This window comes from Saltatorellus ferox, assembly GCA_007751475.1.
In the GTDB taxonomy this organism is placed as follows: domain Bacteria; phylum Planctomycetota; class UBA1135; order UBA1135.
This window is the reverse complement of the sequence record CP036434.1, coordinates 6,637,041-6,658,100: the sequence shown is the minus strand read 5'-3', so window position 1 is coordinate 6,658,100 and position 21,060 is coordinate 6,637,041. Positions and strand designations below refer to the sequence as shown.

General features: G+C 67.4%; 13 protein-coding genes and 2 pseudogenes. 10 read left to right on the top strand and 5 right to left on the bottom strand.

From position 1 onward, the window contains the following. Positions 1-75 precede the first annotated feature (75 nt). Together Poly30_RS24130 and Poly30_RS28885 are read left to right on the top strand one after the other, a co-directional pair. A complete protein-coding gene (locus Poly30_RS24130; RefSeq protein WP_145203625.1) occupies positions 76-2,547 on the top strand; it encodes a hypothetical protein in 2,472 nt (823 codons plus the stop codon). A 197-nt stretch (positions 2,548-2,744) separates the two neighbouring features. Continuing rightward, the gene (locus tag Poly30_RS28885) at positions 2,745-3,143 is read left to right on the top strand and encodes a hypothetical protein (RefSeq protein WP_419191412.1); all 399 of its coding nucleotides are present in this window, start codon (positions 2,745-2,747) and stop codon (positions 3,141-3,143) included. Positions 3,144-3,152: 9 nt separating this feature from the next. On the opposite strand, the pseudogene Poly30_RS24125 reads toward Poly30_RS28885, so the two are convergent. Further along, positions 3,153-3,473, bottom strand: a pseudogene (locus tag Poly30_RS24125) (transposase); the annotation flags it as partial. A 151-nt stretch (positions 3,474-3,624) separates the two neighbouring features. Next, a complete protein-coding gene (locus Poly30_RS24120; protein ID WP_145203618.1) occupies positions 3,625-5,109 on the bottom strand; it encodes a right-handed parallel beta-helix repeat-containing protein in 1,485 nt (494 codons plus the stop codon). 643 nt (positions 5,110-5,752) lie between these two features. On the opposite strand from Poly30_RS24120, the pseudogene Poly30_RS28880 reads away from it, so the two are divergent. Continuing rightward, a pseudogene (locus Poly30_RS28880) lies at positions 5,753-5,923 on the top strand (IS256 family transposase); the annotation flags it as partial. Between the two features lie 101 nt (positions 5,924-6,024). Here Poly30_RS28880 and Poly30_RS28875 read toward each other — a convergent pair. Then, positions 6,025-7,761, bottom strand: a complete 1,737-nt coding sequence (locus Poly30_RS28875) for an alpha/beta hydrolase (RefSeq protein WP_419190599.1) — start codon at positions 7,759-7,761, stop codon at positions 6,025-6,027. A gap of 362 nt (positions 7,762-8,123) precedes the next feature. Between Poly30_RS28875 and Poly30_RS24110 the strand changes: the two genes are divergently transcribed. The 5 genes from Poly30_RS24110 (at position 8,124) to Poly30_RS24090 (ending at position 14,203) form a co-directional block, all read left to right on the top strand. After that, positions 8,124-9,740 (top strand): SDR family oxidoreductase, encoded by a 1,617-nt coding sequence (locus Poly30_RS24110; RefSeq protein WP_145203615.1) that lies wholly within the window; start codon positions 8,124-8,126, stop codon positions 9,738-9,740. Between the two features lie 5 nt (positions 9,741-9,745). Further along, on the top strand, positions 9,746-10,594 hold the full coding sequence (nei, locus tag Poly30_RS24105; protein WP_145203612.1) for an endonuclease VIII: 849 nt from the start codon (positions 9,746-9,748) through the stop codon (positions 10,592-10,594). A gap of 19 nt (positions 10,595-10,613) precedes the next feature. Then, positions 10,614-12,470, top strand: coding sequence for a TraB/GumN family protein (locus tag Poly30_RS24100; RefSeq protein ID WP_145203609.1), 1,857 nt, complete (start codon positions 10,614-10,616; stop codon positions 12,468-12,470). A gap of 44 nt (positions 12,471-12,514) precedes the next feature. Further along, on the top strand, positions 12,515-13,150 hold the full coding sequence (locus Poly30_RS24095) for a CBS domain-containing protein (RefSeq protein WP_419190598.1): 636 nt from the start codon (positions 12,515-12,517) through the stop codon (positions 13,148-13,150). A gap of 87 nt (positions 13,151-13,237) precedes the next feature. Beyond that, positions 13,238-14,203 carry a choice-of-anchor R domain-containing protein gene (locus Poly30_RS24090; RefSeq protein ID WP_145203606.1) on the top strand — a complete coding sequence of 322 codons (966 nt, stop codon included), beginning with the start codon at positions 13,238-13,240 and terminating at the stop codon, positions 14,201-14,203. Positions 14,204-14,272: 69 nt separating this feature from the next. Here the strand turns inward: Poly30_RS24090 and Poly30_RS24085 are convergent, their stop codons facing one another. Continuing rightward, on the bottom strand, positions 14,273-15,883 hold the full coding sequence (locus Poly30_RS24085; protein WP_145203603.1) for a hypothetical protein: 1,611 nt from the start codon (positions 15,881-15,883) through the stop codon (positions 14,273-14,275). A 242-nt stretch (positions 15,884-16,125) separates the two neighbouring features. Next, on the bottom strand, positions 16,126-16,881 hold the full coding sequence (locus Poly30_RS24080) for a YqjF family protein (RefSeq protein ID WP_419191386.1): 756 nt from the start codon (positions 16,879-16,881) through the stop codon (positions 16,126-16,128). Between the two features lie 508 nt (positions 16,882-17,389). On the opposite strand from Poly30_RS24080, the gene Poly30_RS24075 reads away from it, so the two are divergent. Further along, positions 17,390-19,117: an FG-GAP repeat protein gene (locus tag Poly30_RS24075; RefSeq protein WP_145203597.1), complete on the top strand. Its 1,728-nt coding sequence runs from the start codon at positions 17,390-17,392 to the stop codon at positions 19,115-19,117. 282 nt (positions 19,118-19,399) lie between these two features. Then, entirely contained in the window at positions 19,400-21,046 is a 1,647-nt protein-coding gene (locus tag Poly30_RS24065; protein ID WP_419190596.1) for a hypothetical protein, read from the top strand. Positions 21,047-21,060 lie beyond the last annotated feature (14 nt).

The following is a 21,060-nucleotide window of genomic DNA, read 5'->3' as shown; positions in this document are numbered from 1 at the left end:
GCCTGTGACACGGGGGCCTTCACGGGCGGATACACCTCGGTATCTCACGTCTCCCCGCCCTGATCCTCCGCCGCCATGCCGCTCTTCTTCCGCTCGTCCATGGCTCATCTCGTTCGCCTCACCCACCTCACGCAGCTCAACCACCCGCGGCTCATGTTTCCACGGACCCTCTTGATCCTCGGCCTCGGCGCTGCCCAGCCCGCGGGCTTGCCGGCGAACCTCTTGGTCAGTACCTCCCAGGAACCGTCCATTTCGACGGACGCTTCCTCGCGCGAGGCCCTGGCCCGGGAATTCGCCGCCTGGCGCGCGGACCTCTTGACGCGCGGTGAGCAGCCGGGCGCGCTCGCGCAGATGCAGGGGCTCGTGGCGCGCGGGGAGGCTCTTCTTCGGGAGGAGCCAGCCGACGCGGCGCGCGTGACGCTCCTGGGCGAGCTCTATCGCGAGGAGTTCCTGGAGTCCGAGCGTCGACTCGGACTCACGCCGCTGCGTGATCTGTTCCTGGTTCGACTGGCTTCGGCGCACCCAGCTGGCGACGACGCGGTGGCGGTCGGGATCGCCCGGGCCGCCGGCTCCGTGGTCACGCCCCACCGAATACAGACGCTTCTGAGGACGGCGGTCCAGGAGGCCAGCGCGTCCGGCGCCAGCCCTGAATCGCTCGATGAGAGGCGCCGACAGGGGCCGCAGGCGCAGATGGTGGCGGCGGCGGTGGTGGACGCGGTCCAGGCCGGGGACGAGGCCTTCCTTCGGCAGCTGGGTACCGCAGCTGTTCCACAGCTCACCGTGATGGCGAGCCTCGCCACGGGCGAGCGCGGGAGCGCCGAGGCGCTGGACCCGCTCCGCCTCCTGGGAGGGCTGGCGCCGGAGTCGGCCCTCGACGTGGCGGTCTCGCTGTGTGCAGCGGGAGAACTGCTCCAGAAGCTGCACGTGGTCGAGGCATTCGCCGAAGGCGGCCCGTTCGCCGATGCCTCCGTGTGGCGGTCGGTCGGCGACGGGCGCTCGGCGCTTCGCGATTCCGAATGGGCGAGCGTGGTGGAGTCGCTCTACTCCGAGCCGCCCGTGCCGATCGAGCTGGCGGACCACTTCCTGGCTGCGTTCGTCGAGCGCGGGTATGCGCCTGGGGAACTCGTGCGGCTCGTGCCCGACTTTCTCGTGCGTCGGGGTGTGCAAGATGGGCCGATCACGCCCGTCGTCCGGGAGGCGGCTCGCGAACTGATCGAGCGGGACGAAGCGGCGGCGCGGGCAGTCGGAGTCCTGGTGCTACTCAGGGGCCTTGGAAAGCTCGGAACGCGGGAGCGGGACGCCGCCGTCGCTTCGATGGCCCAGCTGCTTCTGGGGCTCCAGGGGAGCGACGACGCCGGGTGGGTCGTTTCCTGGTCGTCGATCGTTCGCGAGCTGTTCGAGGCCGCCGCGGCCACGGGGGACGGTGAGCCGATGATCCGCGTCTTCGACGAGCAGGCTGATGGCTTGGCCTGGCGCGCTGCCATCGAAAGCGAGCGTGAGTCGACGGGGTACGTCAGGCACGTCGAGGCGTTGAAGCAGCTCTCCCCCGCGCTGCAGATGCGGTTGGTCCGCGCGCTCTGGCGCGTGGGCTACGACAAGTTCGGCTGGCTGGACGATGGGGATCTGAGCCTCCGGCGCGATCACTGGCTGGAACTCGTGGACGACGAGCATCTTCCGGGCGAGGCGCGTGCGTGGGCCCTCAGCGAGATGGCGTCGCTGGAGGGAGTTCCCGCTCCGGAAGGCGCGGCTTCCGTCATCGCTCGAGCCGTGGCCACCATCGGTCGCTGTCCGATCTCCGCCAGCGAATTGTCCGGGATGGGGGTGGATCCCGAGCGCTACCTGGAGGAGCTACTGGCCATCCCTGCGGCCCCGGACAGCGCGGTTCTGGAGACCTACGTGCCGTTCGAGAAGGAGTCGATCGTCGCCGCGCTGCTCGAACGCTTTCCGCCCTCTTCCTGGAAAGAGCACAGCGGGGCTCCGGTGCTCTCCGGCGTCATCGAGGCGCTCGTGAAGCGCCGGGACCCAGCGCTGAACGACACGCTTCTCGAGGCCAACCGGACGCGGACGGCGATCCAGAGCTACCTGGTCCGAGCGCTCGACGCCGAGAGGTTCGAGGGGCACCTTCCGGTCGGAGGAGCGATTCTGCTCGCGGGGGCCACGGACCGGACCCAGACGGTGAACTACGTGGCGAGCTTCGCCAGCGACGAAGCGGCTCGCTACCTCGTCCAGGCCATGAAGGCGGCGCGCTCCGAATCGGCGCGCGAGGAGCTCTTTGCCGCCCTGGCGCAGATGACGGAACTCCGGGATGTGACCGAACGCTGGCGCCGGAGCCAGGATGCGGAGGAGCGCCGTGGGACGGCCATCGCGCGGCTGGTCGAGACGATCCAGGATCCGGCTTCGACGTCGCTGCAGGTGACCGAGTCTATCCGTGGACTCGGGCTGCTCGACGCCCGTGAGGAGCTTCCGCGCCTCATCGAGCTCCTGGGTTCCGAGGACGAGGCGCGGCGAGAAGCGGCTCGCGACGCCATCGATCGGATGGGCGAGTGACCACCCGCGGGTCCGGTAGCTTCGGACGCACCCGCGAGTGGCCCCGGCGCAAAGCACTTTGGCTTATCCGAAAGATGCGCTGTCGCTGATCTCGACGGCCTTTTCGCCGAGATCCACTTCGCCCGGCCGCGGGATCTGCAGCTCTATCCGGAGCGATGGCAGCAGCTCGAGAAACGTCTCGGAGGCGTGGCGTGGCCATGGCGCTTTGCACGCAACCCGCTTCGACCTTGTACGCGGACGCGGGCGCCGATGAGCAGCCGCTTCTCGATTTTGGCGACGCGCGTGAGAATCCGTTCTTTCCGGCCCTGCAGGCTGCCTCGGTGAAGTCGCTGGTGCCTTTCGGTCCTGGTGCTGGGCAGCCGCTGAAGCGCCTCATCGACCCTGATCTCGGCCTTGCGTTCCAGTCGTCGGGTTGGGGGAGTCAAGACGTGCCGCCTCCGCTGGTAGTGAATGCTGACGGGTTCTCATTGCGTGCGCTGATCCGGAAGGGCCATCGGGCGCACCTGGAGAAGCTCTGCCGCTATGTCACGAGGCCCGCCATCAGTCTCGACCGCATTCGAGGTCCGGAGATGTCGACGATGGCTGGCGGGAAATGAAAGGACAGCGACGCCTTCGTGGCTGTTCTCCTCGGTTGACACGGTGACTCCGGGCTCTGAGTCCTGGTACCTGGCCAGGACCGTCTTGAGGGTCTGCTCGGCGTCGGGCATCGTCGGCGCGTTGAAGATGGAGCGGAGGTCCTCCGCCATGTCCCTCTTCATGACGATCTTGGAAACGTAGGACTGCGCGTTGCGCTGAATTTGGCACTGGCATCGCTGCCAGGCAACGCCACGGAAGACCGTTGCGAAAGCGGCCTTGAGGCCCCAGAGCTCCTCGGTGACCTTTTGGACACGGCGTGTCGACACCCGCTTGGACTTCCGTCCCGTCATGGAGAACCGGGGCCAGCGTCCGATCCTCGACGGCTGGGCCGAGTTGAAGGGAAAGAGCGGCGAACGCGATTGCCGTGCTGAGGAGAATGTGTCTTCCCTGGACGGGCTCCCCGCTCTCGATCTGCAGGGAGACGCAGGGGGCTGACCGTCCTCAGGGATCGATGCGAACCAGGAGCGGCTGGCTGTAGGCTCCTCCGGCGGGCGCGTCGGTCGAGCGCGTCAGGGCCTGGAGCCCCACCCGTGTCCCCACGAGCGAAGGGTCCGTGAAGGGAGGCGTCGTGAGCTGGGTGGGCGCGATGCCTTGGGTGAGAACGGAGGGAAGACGGAAGCTGCCGCCCGGCTTGAGGAAGAAGCGGCCGTAGGGCGTCGTGGCGCCGACCGCTGCGTAGCCAGCCGGGCTGATGACGACCGTCGAGAAGCCGCCGAGCGGGCCTGTCAGCTCCAAGGCTACTGTTTCGCCGAGGCGGATGGACTCCGGCCCCGTGAGGGTGCGGTGTTCGAGGGCGCCCATGTCCGGAGCGGGCGCGAGGTCGAGGTTGCCGTCGACGACGCGGGGCTGGCCCGTCAGGTCCCGGCTGAACCCTGGCTGTGCCGAGTCGATGCAGGGGGAGCCCCAGCCGAGGCGGAAGTCGCCGCCCGCGCGATCGACGAACATGGGATCCCCGACGAGGCTCCCTGGCCGATGCGCGGGGAGCGCGCCATACTCCGCCAGGGAGTTTTCGAACCGAGCGACGCCTTGCAGATCCCCCAGTGTATGCCCTGCAACGATCGAGTCGACGACGTGGATGAACCCTCCCGAGTCGTCCCTGACAACGCCTTGGCCGCGGTCGCTGACGATGGTGCAGCCACGCACGTCGACCTCGTTCCAGACAAAGCCCTGATCGGAGTGGATCCCCCGCTCGTGTCCTGCCAGTAGACAGTCGTGGATGGACGCTTCGAGCGCGTAGGCGTATTGCCAGTTGTAGAGGTAGATGGCCGTCTCAGCCACGTCGAGAATGGAGACGCGCTCCAGATGGACCGGAGCCCCCAGCGACGCGGCTTGGATCCCGGAGGTCGCATCGCGAATCGTGACGTCGCTGAGGGCAAGTGAGCAGCGAAAAGTGGTGATGGCGGCGCCGGACTGACCGGCGATCTCGCAGCCCTGAATCGTGATCCTTCCGTTCGCGTTGCCCGCGACTCCCGTCGCGCCACCGAGTACCCGCGAGTCCTGAAGGACGAGGTGGTTGTAGACCGAGTAAGGCGAATTGACGATCGTGATGGCGTTCGTGCTCGTGCCTTCCTGCTCCAGGGTGACGCCTTGGATGGTGGCTTCGGCGGCGATCTGGAGGCTTCCGTAGCTGAGCGAGCCTCCTGCGTCCGGCAGAACGATCCGGGTGGTTTCGGCGTCCCCCTCGGCGCGAATCGAATCGAAGCCCTCCAGGAGAAGAGGGAACGTCTCTCCAGAAGCTGCGGAGTACTCGCCTGGCAGGAGCCTCGCGGTGACGTCGGTGCGCGCGAGCGCAGCTGAGATCGTGCGCAGGGGCTCTGCCTGGGTGCCAGCGCTGGCGTCATCCCCGAGGACGGGGTCCACCCAGACGTCCTGGGCAGGGGCGGAGGACACGAGCAGGCAAGCGAGGGTCAGGGAGGCGTTGGTCATGGGGAGGCCCGGGTGGAAGGGGAGAAGCAGGAAGGGGCTTCAGATGTCGGGGAAGACCGCCTGATCGGCGATGTGTCACACTCTTTCCTCCCTCAATGCGGCTCATTTCCATGGATCGAGGACCGGCCAATGGCCTCCGCCGCGCACTTGCTGCCGAGCAGCACGCCCGTGAGCTCGAACCGATTTTGGACAGCCGCCACGCCCAAATCGGCGGCTGGACGGATCCCCACGAAGGAACTCGCAACGAAGGCAGAGCCGTTGTGCCAGATCAGCTCGTCCTCTCGCTTCCCTCAATCTGCCAGCACAGGCCCACCCGGGGGCTGGATCAGATCCCCTGACGGTTCCCCGACGGACGCGGAGCGACGGCCGAGGGGGTCCAGGACGCGCTTCTTCTGAAGCAAGTCTTCTCGGAAGACGTCCTGAGCTGCACACGCTGCCGGGGCCGTCGGCACATGATCTCTTTGATCACGGACCCGGAGACGGCGCGGAAGAAGTTGGAGAGGGTAAGAGCGGCGGCGAGGAGATCAGCCGGATCGCCCAGTGGGGGAGTCCCGGCATCGCCAGGGGAGGTTGGCCTTCAAGAAGAAAGGCCGCTCTCGCATCCGTCTTCCCTGGCGTTGCCTGGCAACGATGCCAGTGCCACATGCAGCGCAACGCGCAGTCCTACGTCTCCAAGATCGTGATGAAGAAGGACATGGCGGAGGAACTCCGCTCCATCTTCAACGCGCCGACGATGGCCGACGCCGAGCAGGCCATCAAGACGGTCGTGGTCAAGTACCAGGACTCGGAGCCCAGAGTCGCCGCGTGGATCGAAGAAAACATCCACGAGGGACTGGCTGTCCTCCAATTTCGCGCCAGCCATCGTCGACGCCTTCCGGACGTCGAACGCGGTCGAGAGGTCCAACTCGGATGGCATCATCGCGATTCCGCCGGGTCCCTCTTCATGATCAACCAGTCGCCGCCAGGGTCGGGCCTCACCTCGTGGCTGTGCCAGGTCGCACGAAGGAGGCAGGTAAGGAGCCGCCGCTCCTCCGCCGGGGTGATCGCTCCGTCGCGGATCCCGAGCGAGGCGAAGAGCCGTTCCGGGTTCACAGGGATCTTGCTCGGGCGCCGATTGGAGACCAGAACCATGTGGACGGACACAGAGGGTTCTTCGTCCGTGGTGATTCCGCGCTCGACGGTGAGCCCAGCGAAGGGGCCCGGGATGTCAGGCACGTCCCCGCTCGAGGTGTCGAACACAAACGGATCGGATGTGTCTCCGCGCAGCGCCCGAACCAGTGCCAGCAGGCGTTCGGGGGTCCAGAGCGCCTCGCCGGTCGAGCTCCGCGCCAGCCTGAGCGTTCCCTGTGCAGTGCCCACAGCGCCCAGCATGATCCCCTGCGCCTCGTCGCCGATGTCCGCCTTGAAGACTGCCAGCATCTCGTTCAACCCAGGGAGGCGGTCTTCGATGGGGGCCGCGGCGTCGCTGGCGTCGTCTTGATAGGTGAGCCACCGGGTGAACCAGCCCTCCGAGCAGATCTTTGCCTGGCCTTCCAGAACCTTGGCGAGGGAGGGCTCGGGCAGGACGGCGGCGGCCGCCACGGCGGCCGCCGGCCACATATCCTGTCGGAACGAGGCGATCGACTCGAGGGCCTCGCGAAAGCGCGGCTCCTCGGGCACGCCACCGAGCGGCGCCGTGTCGACGGCGGCCAGCAGCCGGTACGCGCGTCGAGCCGCGGCCGGCTCGTCGGGGAAGGCGTCGTGCAGAAAGGCGGTCTCCGCAGGGCTGATCCAATAGGACGCGCTGGCGATGGCGCCGTGGCCCGACAGGCCCGCGGGCTTATCACCCTCGGTGAGGTGCGCCGGGACGTGCAGCACAACCCTGCCCGCTTCGCTGGCGGCGCGAAATCGAGCCAGCTCCGCCCCGGCCAGGAGCGAATCGTCTGGGCTCGCGCCCACGAAGACGGGGCACCTGGCTTCGAGCAGCTGGTCCGTCGTGCAAGCGCTCTCGAACTCGCGCAGGAACGGCGCCATCAGCCAGGCGGCGTGGCCCCAGTCCCCCTTGGCTGCGAAGCGCCGCGCCACGTCGCGGGCCTCCACGGGCGCCCAGGCCACCACGGCCCCTGGGCGAGCCCCGCCCTCGAGCAGCGATGCGGCCGCCACCGCGCCCAACGAGCAGCCGCGCAACAAAAGCCGCGCTTCGTCGCCCCCCACGAGGCCTCGGGCATGGGCGTAGATCGCAGCGGCGTCCTCGCCCAGGCGCGAGGGCGTGCGCTCTCCCTCCGAGGCGCCGATCCCGCGGTAGTCCATGACGAGAGAGGCGAAGCCCACGTGGGCGAGCCCCTCGTACTGCCTGCGAAAGAACGCACCGTCGAAGCCGGAAGACCCGGACTCGGCGAAGTGCACGACGAGGGGGGCGCCGTCGTCCGCGGGGACGAAGAACCCCTTGAGCGTCACGCCGTCCGCCGTGGTGCAGGAGGTGAGCGAAGCGTTCGGCGGGTACCCGAGGCCGTCGAGGCTCCAGTCCGCGGGCCCGTTCTCCTTGATGACCGGCGGCACCCATACCCCCCCGACAACCGCAGAGACGAGCGCTGCAACCACGCACCCCAGCGCCGTGACCAGGGCGGCTTTGCAGGGCAGGCGAATGAAGCCCGGGATCCGAGTCGATGGCATGGCGGGGCGTGACGACCGGATCCCGTGGCTCTGCCCGGATTCTCGAGTTCTGGCTTGGGTGGTCCAGCGCGCCATGCGAGCGCGAATCCTGGCAGCACTCGCGAAACCGCATTCTGTGGCGCAGACTAGTGCCCCGAATCAGAAGTTCGTCGCATTAGTTTCGCCTGTTTCGCTCCGTAGCTGCGTTGCCGAACCTTGGACGGAACTACTGCTACGCACTGCGGTTCGGACGCCTTGCTACGAAACGAAACAGACTGAAACTAATGCGACGAACTTCTGATTCAGGGCACTCGATCGAATGGGAGAGTGACCCTCCCCGAGTCCGGGACCTTCGGACGCATCCGCGAGCGCCCCCGGCGCGAATGATTCTCGTGACCCTCGACACTCGACCCATCCTCGTCTCCGGCGCGACTGGCTACATCGGTGGTCGGCTGGTGCCGCGCCTCCTGGAGGCGGGCTACCACGTTCGCTGCGTGGCGCGCTCGCCGCGCAAGCTGGAGTCGCGCGGCTGGATTCGGCACCCCAACGTGGAGGTCGTCGAAGCGGACCTCAACGACATCGACGCCATCATGCGGGCGGCGGTCGGCTGCCGCGCGGCCTATTACCTCGTCCACTCGATGCAGGCGGCGGGTTCGAAGTACCGTGAGGTGGATCGGCGGCTGGCTTCGAATTTCGTGGAAGCCTGCGTGAGCGGCGGCGTCGAGCGGATGCTCTACCTCGGGGGCCTCGGCGAGACCGGGGACGACCTCTCGGAGCACCTGTCCTCTCGCCGCGAGGTCGAGCAGATTCTCGGGGCGTCGAGCGTGCCGCTGACGGTTTTTCGCGCGGCCATGATCATCGGTTCGGGATCGGCCTCGTTCGAGATCTTGCGCTACCTCGTCGAGCGTCTGCCGCTGATGATCACGCCGCGCTGGGTGGTGACGCGGTGCCAGCCGATCGCGGTGCGCAACGTGCTCGCCTACCTGATCGGCGCCCTCGATGCGCCGGAGACGGCGGGTCGGACCCTCGATATCGGTGGGCCCGATGTCGTGACGTACCTCGACCTCATGAACACGATGGCGAAGGCGCGCGGCCTCCCTCGTCGTCGGGTGCTGGCGATTCCGCTTCTGACGCCGCGGCTGAGTTCGGCCTGGATTCACCTCGTGACGCCGGTCAGCGCGCGGATGGCCCGGCCGCTGGCGGAGGGGCTGCGGAACGAGGTCGTTTGCCGGAACGACGACGCGGCTGGCCTGATTCCCCAGGCGCTGTTGACGGTCCAAGAGGCCATCGACGCGGCGCTCCTGCGCACGGATGAGCAGGATGTCGAGACCTCGTGGAGCGCGGCGGGCCCGATCCCCGGCGATCCGGGCTGGGCGGGTGGCGAGGTCTTCCGCGACACGTGGACGGTGCTCGTGGCTTCGTCGGAGGCCGCGGCGTTCAAGGCCATCTGCCGCGTGGGCGGCGGACACGGGTACTACGCGCTCGACTGGCTCTGGCGCGTGCGGGGCTGGATGGATCGGCTCGTGGGCGGCCCCGGGCTGCGGCGCGGTCGTCGCGATCCGGAGAACGTAGCGTTCGGAGAGGCCCTGGACTTCTGGCGGGTGACCGGGATCGAAGCGCCCGAGCATCTCGCGCTGCGCGCGGAGATGAAGGTACCGGGCGAAGCGCTCCTGGAGTTCCACGTGGAGCCCGCGGACGACGAGGCTGCCGACGGTGAGTCGGATCGTCTCGTGCGGGTGGTGCAGACTGCGTCGTTCATCCCACGCGGGTTGTTCGGCCTCATCTACTGGTACGCGGTGCTGCCGCTGCACGGCTTCGTCTTCCGTGGCATGCTGCGCGGGATTCGCAAGAACGCCGAGAAGGAGGTTCATCCATCGGGCAGGCCCAAGGCATGGCGCGACCCCAAAGTCCACTCGATCCGCCCCGAGCAGCGCTGGCGTCGATTGACGCCGGGAACCGCGCTGGGTGCCGCATTGGCGCCACCGAGAAGCAGCGAGTAGCCGTCATGCCAGAAGGTCCCGAGATTCACCGCGCCGCCGATCAGATCGCGGCCGCCATCGCAGGCGAGCGAGCCCAGCTCGTTCACTTCGGCCTCCCGAGGTTGCACCCGTGGGAGGCGCAGCTGACGGGCGCCACCGTGACGGCGGTCGAGGCCCGCGGCAAGGCGATCCTCACGCGCTTCGACCTCGGCTACGCGGTCTACAGCCACAATCAGCTCTACGGAAAGTGGTACGTGCGCGGCGCGGGGCTCTACCCGAAGACGGGGCGTTCGCTGCGTATGGAGATCCAGACCGAGCGCAAGTCGGCGCTGCTCTACAGCGCGTCGGAAATCGAAGTGCTGAGTCCTTCCGAGGAAGAGGTCCATCCCTACCTCGTGAAGCTCGGTCCCGACGCGGTGGACCCGCGCGTACGGGCCGAGGAGGTGATCGCGCAGATGGAGGACCGGCGCTTCTCCGGGCGCAATCTCGGGGCGCTCCTGCTGGATCAGTCCTTCGTCAGCGGCCTCGGCAACTACCTGCGCTCCGAGATCCTGTGGTGGTCGGGGCTGCATCCGAGCTGGCGGCCGAAGGACCTGGACCCGGGCGATCGCGCGGACCTCGCGCGCTGGATCCTGGACGTGACGCGTCAGTCCTATCGCACCGGTGGGATCACGGACTGCCCGGCGCGCGTGGCGGAGGCCAAGGCCCAGGGCGTCCCGCGCAGGCTCTATCGGCACGCGGCGTTCGCGCGGGAGGGACTGCCGTGCCCCGAGTGCGGCAGGAAGCTGGAGAAGATCGAGGTCGGATCGCGGCGGCTCTACCTCTGCGAGGGATGCCAGCCGGCACCGCGCGCGTCGGCTGCCGGGGGGGCTTGAGTGCTGGTATCCTCGGGGCATGGCATGTTTCCTTGCTCGCCTCGTCATCGTCTGCTCGTGGCTCGCTCCCTTCGCCTCGTCCGCTGCGCAAGACGCGGCCGCTGTACAAGACCAGGCCGCCGCGTGGACGTGGGTACTCGCTGCGTCTCTGGAGGAAGAGGAGAACGCCGAACTCAGCGCCTTCGCCCGTCGGATGTTCGACTTCTACCAGGGCCGAGCCGCGATGAAGGGGCGGCTGGTTCCCGAGTCGACGCTCGAGGCGGCGCCTTCGGGTCCGACGGTGTTCCTGGGACCCGCCGACGGCTTTCGGCATCCCGAGTGGCTAGCACCGCTCCTGCGGATCGGGGGGATCGGGGGCGCGACCGTCACCCTTGGCGGTAGGACGTTCGCGGATCCCGAGACAGGGATCTACGTGAGGAATGCCGACGGAACGCGTTTGGCCTACACGGGGACGACGGGTGTCGGGTTCCGGCAGATCTTCGGCGTGCGCACAGGGCGGAGGGCCGCGACGGTCACGCTCATGGGGCGCGTGGAGCTGGAAGGAGACCATCGCTTCGGCGACCTCGAGCTGAAGAGCACCGGGTTCTTTCCCGCGTTGCCGTCCCCGGAGGCACTCGAGAAGGAGCTGGGCCCCGTGAAGGACGCCCTCTCTGCGGTGGATCTCTCGCCGGTCCACGCGAACGAGGGTGGCTCGGGGCTGGCCGACGAGTTCCAGCGCCGCCTCGGAGCCCTGGTGGAGGAGCCGCGCGTGCTCTTCTTCGGCGAGTCCCACTGGAACGGAGCGATCAATCGACTCTTCCTGGACGTGCTTGGCTGGCTGCTGCAGGAGCGGCGCATCTCGACGCTTTTCCTGGAGACGTCCTATTCCCACTCCGCGCACTTCGATCACTACGTGACGATCGCCTCGGATGAGGAGGCCGAGCGCTTCTGGAAGACGTCCCTTCGCCCGCTCGTGATCTCGGCGCTCACCAGGGAACTTCTTGATTCGGTCCGGGTCTGGAACCGCGAGAGCCCTGAGTCGAGGGTCGTGGTGGCCTGTCTCGACGCCGAGTTCGACTTTCGTCGGACGCTCGAGGACGCGCTCGCGGCGTACTTCCGGGCGATCGACTCGGAGTTCGAGGTGGAGCTACCCGAGCGGATCACCTCAGCGGCGGTCTTGAAGGAGATCGGCCGCCTTCGCGGGATCCTGGGGGAACACGAATCGGCCGCGTCGCCGCTCCCATGGATGTCGTCGGCATTCGTCGGGAACGCGCTCACGAACCTGGAGGAAGCAGCGCTCGTTCAGGGCGGAGCCAGGCAGCTGGGGGAACGTCAGCGTTCGATCCTGCGCAACATCACGGAGTTCCACGGCGATCGTTTCGTCCCGTCGGAGCTGGAGCGAGGTCTCGTGGTCTTCAAGATGGGGGCCGCCCACGCGGACCGAACGGCCGTTCGCCAGGACGGGACTTGGTGGGAGGCGCCGTACCTCGACCAGCGCTTCGAACCGACGCGGGGACAGGTGGCGACGATGATGGTGGGGTCCATTGGCTACGACTTCGACGACGTCCGCGACGTGATGCCGGAAACCCACAAGGCGTGGGCGCGGAACTACAACGATTTCGTCGAGAGCTATCGAAGCGCGCTGCGCGGCGGGAAGGTCGAACCGGGTCAGTTCTTCCACATCCAAGGTGGCGAGCTCACCGGCGTGGAGAAGGTCGTGCTTCATCGCGCATACGTATCCGGAGAGCGCGCGCTCCTGCTCAACGTGGTCGCCGAGGACGGACTGGTCGCCGCGGGGCTACTTCCTTCCCGCAGGCCATGGAAACGCTTCGACGAGGTGGTCTACGTGGTGGGCGGCAAGCTGGAGGCGCCGCTCCTGAAGGTAGAGGGCCGGTAATCCAGGTTCAGGGTCGGACCGGGTCGGCCGATACCTCCCCTGCGATGCTGATTCGACACTCGATGACGAGGAGCCCCCGAAGCGTGGGGCCCGACGAGCTTTGCAGGGACGTCTTCGAGATGTTCCAGCGAAACTGTATCCGCCACGCGGCGGTGCTGGAGGATGGGGAGCTGGTGGGGGTGGTTTCCGAGCGTGACCTGACGCGGGCGTTGCCCTTCCTCATCGCGGATCTCGATACGCCGGCCGAGGACACCGTCCGCGTGCTCATCGGCACGGTGATGGCCCGCGACCCGAGAACCTGTGAACTCAACGATCCCATCGACAGGATCGCGCTGGAGATGCAGGCCGCACGCATCGGCTGCATGCCGGTCGTGGACCAGGGCAAGCTCGTGGGAATGGTGACGATCACGGATCTCCTGCGCGGGTTTGCGGACCACTTCACGCAGGCGGGCGGCCGGGCCGTGACGCTGGTCTGGACCCACGAAGATCGGCTTCCGCGGCCGGATATCGCGGCGCTGTGCGTCGTCCACGGGCTCCGGCTCTCGACGCTCTTCGAGAGCCGGGCCGATAGCGGGGCGGACGTCTACCTCGTGCGGCTTCACGGAAAGGAGGATGCCTTTCGCGCTTTCCTTCGTTCCTGCGAGGCGGCGCACCTGGGTGTGCTCACGACGACGGTCTGACACTTACTTCAGCGAGAATCTGGCGATTGGCTACGCTGGGGACCGTCTGTTCGCAGTCCTCACAACCCCAGTCCCCACCCCACGATCATGAGAGTCTCCACCCCCTGGCTCGCCGCCGTCAGCTGTCTCCTCGCCATGCCGTCGCTGGCGAACGACGTCATCATCAGCAACTTCTCCAGTGGACTCGGCACCGGGACGGCCTTTGGCGGTACCGCCACGACGCAGTACAAGGCGTTCGGTTTCACCATGGGCGCGACCCCCTACGCGCTCGAGGAAGTCATCCTTTCGTTGAACGTCACGGGGGCCATGATCACGCCACTGCTCGAGATCTGGTCTGACGCTGGCGGTACGCCCGGTAGCCCGGTCTTCACGCTGGACAATCCCGCTGCCTTGGTCGGCCAGGCAGACTTCACGTTCACGGCGGGATCCTCCTTCACCTTGAGTCCAGGAGCCAGCTACTGGGTCTATCTACGGTCGATTCCCATGGCGGGTGATGCGTTCCTCTGGGAGGGATCCAGTCCTGCCACGCTTCCCACAGGCGCAGGTGCTACCGCGCTGAACTACGAGTTCAACGGAGGAATCAGCACCTTCTTCAACCGGCTCGAGGTCCGCGGAACCTCGGACGGGGTGGGGACGGCCTACTGCTCGGTGAACTCGAACTCCACGGGGCAGCCAGCCCTGCTGGAGGCAGATGGAAGCTCCTCCGTCGGCGACAACGATGTCACGCTCCTGGCGTCGCAGCTTCCGCAGTCTTCTTTCGGCTTCTTCATCGTGAGCCAGACCCAGGGCTTCGTGATGAACCCCGCCGGTAGCGCGGGCAACCTCTGTATTCTGGGCAGCATCGGCCGCTACGTCGGTGCTGGCCAGATTCAGCAGTCGGGCGCGACGGGAAGCTTCAGCCTGGCGATCGACCTTGCGGCGATTCCCCAGCCGACCGGAGCGGTCGCGGTCATCGCCGGGGACACCTGGAACTTCCAGACCTGGTTCCGCGACAGCGTCGGCGGTTCGGCCACGTCGAACTTCAGCAACGGTTTGCAGGTCGACTTCCAGTGAGCCGGATGAGCCCCGTTCGCGGCCGCGCGAACGGGGCTCATCGGTGACCTCGCCGCGTTTCGGTCCGTATCAGCGGAACGTCACGGCCAGCGAGCTCGAGAAGTTCGACGTCGGGCCGCTCGAACTCGAGTCGCGGTGCCAGAGCTGGAAGTACCACGTGGCGCCGGGCTGAGCGGCGGCTGCGCCGAGCGGCTGCGGGATCCTCGTCGTGTCGACCACGGTGGTGATCGTACCCGACGAGCCGCTCTGTCCGACCTGGTCGATGAAGCGCCCCACGGAGCCGCCGAGGCACAGGTTGCCGGCGCTTCCGGCCGGGTTCGCCACGAAGCCCGATGACGGCGAGGTGTTCAGGTAGCCGAACGAGAACCGCGGAAGGTCCGTGGCCTCCAGGACCAGTCGGTTCTCCGAGGCGAACGCGGAGCCGTCGCCGCGCAGCGCGGACGGCGCGCCCGTGGAGTTCGCCGTGACGGCGCATCCGGTGGCAACGCCGACGGAGCGTTCGACGAGCGCGAGCGCGAGCTGGCCGTTGGCGAGCCCTGCCTGGATCAGGACGTAGTCGCCGCTGTCCGAGATCGCGAGCGAGTTCGTCGCTCCGCCGAGAGACATGATCGGGATCCCGCTGGCCTGGCTCGTGTTTTGGACGAGCAGCGGCTCGTCATCGACCGCGAGCACGCGGCCCACGCCGGAGACGAGCGAGGTGTAGAAGACCTCGCCCGCGCTGCTGCGCTCGAGCGGTACTTCGCCCAGGTTGACGATGGGGTTGGCGGGGTAGGCGGGGTGGGGCTGACCTAGCTGGGCGAGAATGGCGCCGTCGACCATGAGGACGTCAGTCGCCGTTCCGCCGGCCTCCAGGACGTGGGCGCAGAAGGCGTAGCGGCCGCCGGTGGCGGCGGCCACGGTGGGGCCCTGGTAGGCGCTCCAGGTCGAGCCCGGGAACGGACCTGGCATGCCCTCCTCCATGATTCCGCCCTGGTCGGTGACGACCGCTGTCGTCCCGTTCGAGAACGTGCCGATCCTGACCGGCGCAGCCGCCGTCCCGTCGGAGGCCAGGGCCATCCGCGAGTTCAAGCTCGTGAAGGGGGCAGAGAGCCCGGGGGTGGGCGCGCCTTCAAGCGCGAGGATGTCGACGGTGCGCGTCACGGAGCCGATCCCCTGGAAGAGCAGAAGCGCGTCACGCTCGCCCTGGGCGTTGTCGCGGATGGTGCCGCTGATGAGGGTGATCGCGCCGCGGTGGCGAACGTCGTTGATCTGGAGGACCTCGGCGCCGGCGGGCACGTTCGGCCCGACGAGGGCGTCTCCCCTGGAGAGCACGACGCGCCCGTCGATGGCGAGCTTGCCGATCGAGCCCGTCGTGCCGCTGGCGTCGTAGACGGTGACGGCCGTCGCCACCGTGCCCGTCGGGCTGATGTCGGCGGTAACGATGTAGCGGACGCGCTCGCCCGTGAGCAGCGTGTCGCCCTCGCGCATCAGAACGAGACCGTCCTGGACGATGACGGTCCCGGAAGTCGACGAGGCGTCGGTCGTGTTCGCCACAGCGACCCAGGAGCCCGTGTTCGACACGGCCTGGCTATAGATGGAACTCACGGTGAGTCCGCCCGTGAGGACGTCGCCCGTCTGGAGGACGGCGACGGCGTCCTGGGGGGCGGCCAGGGAGAGGAGAGCGAGGGCTGCGATGAACATGGGCGGGGAGCGTGGGAGAGGAAGGGGGACGGACCCGCTGTGTCCCTGCCGGGGGTCGCTCGGCGACCACCTCCATTCGTGCGTTTCTTCGCTACGCTGCGGTCGATACGGCCACGGCTTCCGCTGGCCGACTTGGCCGCGGCGCTTGCCGTTCAGGCCTCGACCAGCACACTTGAGTCCGTCGGTCTGGCGTCGGTGCCTCGTCAGCTCACGCGCGGGCGACCCGTGATGGAGGGCCGCCGTCAGGGAGCGCGACGGGCGTCCCCGGCGGGAACAGGCCGGAATGCCCGGACTGGAATCGACTCGGCGTAGTGGGCCAAAGGCTCACCCGCGGGCGGTTCGTCCAGGCCGATCAGTCGGAATATGTCGCACCGCTCGATCTCGGCCTCGGCGGGCTGCAGCGGCCAGTGCGCATGCTGGATGTCACCGCGGAGCAGAGGTGAGCGAAGGGCGCCACCGAGGAGTTTCCTGGGAACGCCGTAGCCCGCCTGGGCGAACAGGGCGTAGCGTTCGGTCAGGAAATGCTCGAGGGTGCCTCGCTGACTCGTCACGGCCGGTCCCGAAGGCCGATAGCGGCCCTCGAAGCGAGCGGGCGGCTCGCCGCGATGCGTGCGCTCGGATCGGTACTGGATCCAGCTGCCGGCCGTCAAAGGCTCGTTCATCGCCATCCGCGCGTGCATATAGGGCAGTGAAAACGTCGCCCGCGCGCCGAGCACGGTCAGCGCGGATGAGGCGTCGAGGCTAAAGAACCAGACGCCAGGGGTTTCGCCGCTTCGGCCGCGATGGCGGACGTACGTCCTCAGATTGAGCTCGGGAAACCGGTGCGCCGTGGGGAGCGGCGGCAAGAAGCGAAAGCGAACCGCCTGCATCTCGAAGGGCACGACGCCGACCCAGGCCTGGCCTTCGAAGGTGTCGATCTCCAGCTCGGCCGGGATGCGTGGTCGCAGGAGTTCGACCGGCATGGGCCAATGCAGAAAGCAAAGGCGCGCCCAGGTCATCGTCAATACATGGGACATCTTCGTCGAAAGGTTTTCCCAGTGGGTTGGATCAGCGCGCCCACGGCAAAAGCCTGTCAGCAGAAGTCGATACTGGCGGCGTGCGACAAGTGGAAGAACGATGGAACCACCTGGTCGCGGAAACAAGTTCGAAAGTACCAGTCTTTGATGGCCAGTGCCGGGCGGCGAGTGACCATGGGCGCCGGTAGTGCAGCCAGATCGAGCGGGACGTTGATCTGAATGGATGAGTCAGGGGCGGGCACTTCGACCAGCACTCCTGACCACTTTGGCAGTTCATGGCCCGGCTCAGGGTGATATGGCCGTCTCCATCAGAGCATCCGCTGGTTCGACGTCAGCGTACGTGCAGGCGGAGGCTGCCTCTGGCCGCTCCTGCCTGTTTCCGTGGCGAGATTGTCCTTGATGCTTCAGACTCAGCGGTGCGAGGGGCGTCACTTCCCATGGCGCATCCTTTGCCTTCGATGATCGTTCGGCTCTTCCCAATCTCGCTTCCATGATGATCGCTCTCCTTCCATGCCTCGCTCTCGCCTGGCAGGCCTCGCCGCAGGTGCTCGCCCCGGTGGACGTTTCCGACGGATCGCTCTTTGGGCTGGCGGTCGACATCCATGGGACCACCGCCGTCGTAGGCGCGCCCTACGACGCAACGACGGCCAACCAGGCGGGTTCGGTTCACTTCTTCGACCTCGTCGGCTCGAACTGGGTCCGCACCCAGGTGATTCAAGGACTGGCACTCGATCAGCTCGGATCGTCCGTCGCGGTCTCCGGAGACTTCGCCGCCGCCTCCCATGGTCACCCCGACCGGGAGGTGGAGGTCTTCGAGCGCCAGCTCGGCGACTGGGTCCTGGTCGATGTCTTGGACTATCCCGGGGATCCCGTTGGCGTTCCGACCTTCGGTGGATCGATTGCTTTGGATGGAACCACCCTTGCAGTGGGAGCGCCTACCGCCTCGGAGGGAGGAGTCCTTGCAGGCGCGGTCTACGTCTACGAGCGCACCGGCGCGGGCTGGCAACTCTCGGCGACGCTCGCCGGTTCCCTCTCTGGCACCGGTTTTCCCGTCAGCCCCGACCACGGGCGGCGGGTGGCGCTGCAGGGCGACACTTTGGTCGTATCATCGCCGCGAGCCTCCAACGGAGGCGTGTACTCTGCGGGCACGCTTTTCGTCTACGGGCGCCAGGTGGGTGGTTGGAACCTGATGACGAACCTCCAGCAGCCCGCGGGGCTGGTGGGCACCGTGCTTGGCGGGCACGGGCTCCAGATCGACGGCGACCGTATCGCTGCTTCCGCGGTCGGATTCGACCTGCCGCCGTTTCTCGGAGCGGGGATCGTTCATATCTTCGAACGAATGAGCGGAGCGTGGAGTCATGGAGCCGCCGTTCTCGACCCTCGACCTAGCTCGTACGCGGGCTTCGGCGTGTCGCTTGGACTCGTGGGTGACGACCTCGTCGTCGGGCGCTCCGAATATCACGTGCGCGAGTGGGGCCTCCTCGACGCAACCGTGGAGTCGTTTCACCGGGGGAGCGCGGGCAGCTGGCAGCATGTCGGTACCCTCACCGATCCGCACCCCGGCCCTCTCCAGGGATTCGGAAACGTGATGGCCTTCGACCGATCCGGGCTGATGCTGCCCGCCGTCACCGGCATCACCGGCGGCGAGCGCCGCGGCAAGATCTACACGGCCCGCTATCCTGCCCCTTGGGACCCTGTCACCGCTACGGTTTGCAGGGGATCGATCTGCGCCTGCCCAAGCTCGGACAACTGGTCCGGATGTGGGAACAGCACCGTGCAAGAGGGTCGTCTCTTTGCCGCAGGCAGCGCTTCGATCTCGGCCGACGACCTCGAGGTGTACGCCGATCAGCTGCCACCCAACCAGATGGCGATGGTGCGACTGGCCCCGACGCTCGCCGCGCCTCGGCTCTTCGGCGAGGGGGTGCTTTGCGTCGACGCGGGTGCGGCGCTAGCGGTGCTATCCACCTCGATGACGGGCACGGTGGACCTCGGGCAGGGAATCGTGGCGGCGGCGATGTCCGCTGGCGCGGCCATCCTTCCAGGCGAGACCTGGTTCCTGCAGGTTGTCTACGACGATCCCCAGCGCGTGTTTCGGTGTCGGACCTATCCGGGCCAACCGACTTGGCCCTTCTTGGGCGTGCCCTGGAACGGCAGGCCCTTGGCCGTGGCGGGCGGTTTCAACGTGACGAACGCCCTCGCTGTCACCTGGAGACCCTGAGGCACTGTGCAAGAATGGCTCTGGCTCGACGCGCATCCGCGTGAGCGGATGCGCCAGGGACGTCGAACGGCCTGCAAAAGGAAATTTCGCCCAGGCTGTGAGCTCCTCGGACTCCAGCACCAGGCAACGGGGCGGGCGCCGCTGCTCTGTCCAAGGAGGAGACAGCGCACGATCCTAATCCGTGATTTTGGGTGGCCGCCGTGACCGGCGTGGCAGGCTCACGGTTCAGGGGGGCCCGTCGGGCCCCTGAAGCTTCCGCCAAGTCCCTTCCTCCTCAGTCCCGTGCGCGACCATCTGACGCTCTCTCTCTCGCTTCTCCTTCTGCTGGGCGCCGCCACGGCGGGCTCGGTGAGCGCGCTCGTTCCGGCCTTCAGCGCTTCCGCTGGCGACCCGATGGTCGAGAAGGCAGTGGGCCGAATCGCCGAGGTCGAAGCGGCCGAGAAGGCGCTGGCGGCGGGCGACAAGAAGAAGGCCGAGTTGCTTCTGAATCAGCTCGGATGGGCGACCAAGCGGCTGAATGCCGTCGTCCAGCAATCAACGCCCGAGTGGAAGGCGGCGATGAAGCGTCACAACGAAGTGCTCAAGAAGCTGGAGACCAAGCGGGACGCCAAGCCAGCGCCTGCGCCGTCCAGTCCGCCTGCGACCCCGCCGGCGACCCCTCCAACGGGCGGCAATGGAACGGGCACGCCCCCGAAGCCGGCGCCCCCGAAGCCGGCGCCCCCGAAGCCGGCGCCCTCTACCGGCAAGGTCTACGACCACGAAAAGGTCGTCCGCTTGCACGAGGACGTGAACCGCGCCTTCGAGAACGCCAAGGCCATCCCGATCAAGTTCTTCCTCGACGCCAACCGCGTCAATGGAATGAAGAAGGAGATAGCGGGTTTCCGCGAGCGCCTCGCGGCCTTCCCGGAGAGCCACGAGAACGTCCAGGTCGTCCAGGGGAACATCGACCTCTACGAGAACTCTGTCAACGGCGTGCTGGAGAAGATCGCCGCCGACCGCGCGGCCGAGCCGGTCGTCACCCAGAAGCTTGACGGGCTGATGGACAAATACAGCGACGAGAACTTCCCGACGCGCATCGAGCCGCCTTACAGCGAGACCCAGATTCGCGCATGGGCGACCGAGCTGCACCTGCGCCGCACGAAGAAGATCCCCGAGGACCTCGCCTGGCTCCAGAGCGTCGAGGGCAACCTCGCCGTCAAGCCGGGCCGAGTGGCCAGCCTCGCGAACGCGCTTACCGGAACCGAAACGCGCAAGATCAACGAGTCGGAGCGCTACGTCGTCGACGGGCTCGACGGCTTCGCCGCCGACGGCGTTCGCGTCGCCGAGGATCTCCTTCAGATCGATCCGGGCGACGAGAACAAGATGCAGCAGCACGTGCTTGGCGAGGGACAGCTCGCGCGCAACATGGAGATGCTGGCGACGATGCGGCACCGCGCGGAGATGGCGCGCATCCTAGACAAGACGCTGGAGCGTGAGAACCCGCCGAGCCGCGACGCCCAGGTCCAGAAGATGGACCTCGCGAAGGGGCACCTGGAGGAACTGGCGAAGATCGGGCTCGCGGAGATGCGCATGCCCAAGGCCGCGTCGACCTCGGAGGAACTCCGGAACGCCGCTGAAGAGACGCTCAAGAAGAAGGACTACGAGGTGGGCGAGTGGACGCGTCTCGTCATCAGCGGCGACCTGCGCGAGCACAAGAAGCGCGAGGGCTGGATCGACTTCGATACCGTCACGACCTCGGTGACGTTCTACGACTACGAGTGGAAGGAGTTCTTCGTGACCACCGCGGAGCCGATCGGCGACGAGACGTGGCTCTTCTTCAACAGGCTTCGCTTCTACACCTCCGGCGACAGCACGACGCCGCTCAACCGATGGATCCTGGCCGACAGGATCAAGACGACGCCGATTCTGCCCGAGAACCTCGACAAGTAGGGCGGCTGGTGCCC

Bases quoted from the DNA above. Each gene is read 5' to 3' on its own strand.
- Poly30_RS24130 (WP_145203625.1), top strand. From the start codon at position 76: ATGCCGCTCTTCTTCCGCTCGTCCATGGCTCATCTCGTTCGCCTCACC.
- Poly30_RS28885 (WP_419191412.1), top strand. From the start codon at position 2,745: ATGGCGCTTTGCACGCAACCCGCTTCGACCTTGTACGCGGACGCGGGC.
- Poly30_RS24120 (WP_145203618.1), bottom strand. From the start codon at position 5,109: ATGACCAACGCCTCCCTGACCCTCGCTTGCCTGCTCGTGTCCTCCGCC.
- Poly30_RS28875 (WP_419190599.1), bottom strand. From the start codon at position 7,761: ATGCCATCGACTCGGATCCCGGGCTTCATTCGCCTGCCCTGCAAAGCC.
- Poly30_RS24110 (WP_145203615.1), top strand. From the start codon at position 8,124: ATGATTCTCGTGACCCTCGACACTCGACCCATCCTCGTCTCCGGCGCG.
- nei (WP_145203612.1), top strand. From the start codon at position 9,746: ATGCCAGAAGGTCCCGAGATTCACCGCGCCGCCGATCAGATCGCGGCC.
- Poly30_RS24100 (WP_145203609.1), top strand. From the start codon at position 10,614: ATGGCATGTTTCCTTGCTCGCCTCGTCATCGTCTGCTCGTGGCTCGCT.
- Poly30_RS24095 (WP_419190598.1), top strand. From the start codon at position 12,515: ATGCTGATTCGACACTCGATGACGAGGAGCCCCCGAAGCGTGGGGCCC.
- Poly30_RS24090 (WP_145203606.1), top strand. From the start codon at position 13,238: ATGAGAGTCTCCACCCCCTGGCTCGCCGCCGTCAGCTGTCTCCTCGCC.
- Poly30_RS24085 (WP_145203603.1), bottom strand. From the start codon at position 15,883: ATGTTCATCGCAGCCCTCGCTCTCCTCTCCCTGGCCGCCCCCCAGGAC.
- Poly30_RS24080 (WP_419191386.1), bottom strand. From the start codon at position 16,881: ATGACCTGGGCGCGCCTTTGCTTTCTGCATTGGCCCATGCCGGTCGAA.
- Poly30_RS24075 (WP_145203597.1), top strand. From the start codon at position 17,390: ATGATGATCGCTCTCCTTCCATGCCTCGCTCTCGCCTGGCAGGCCTCG.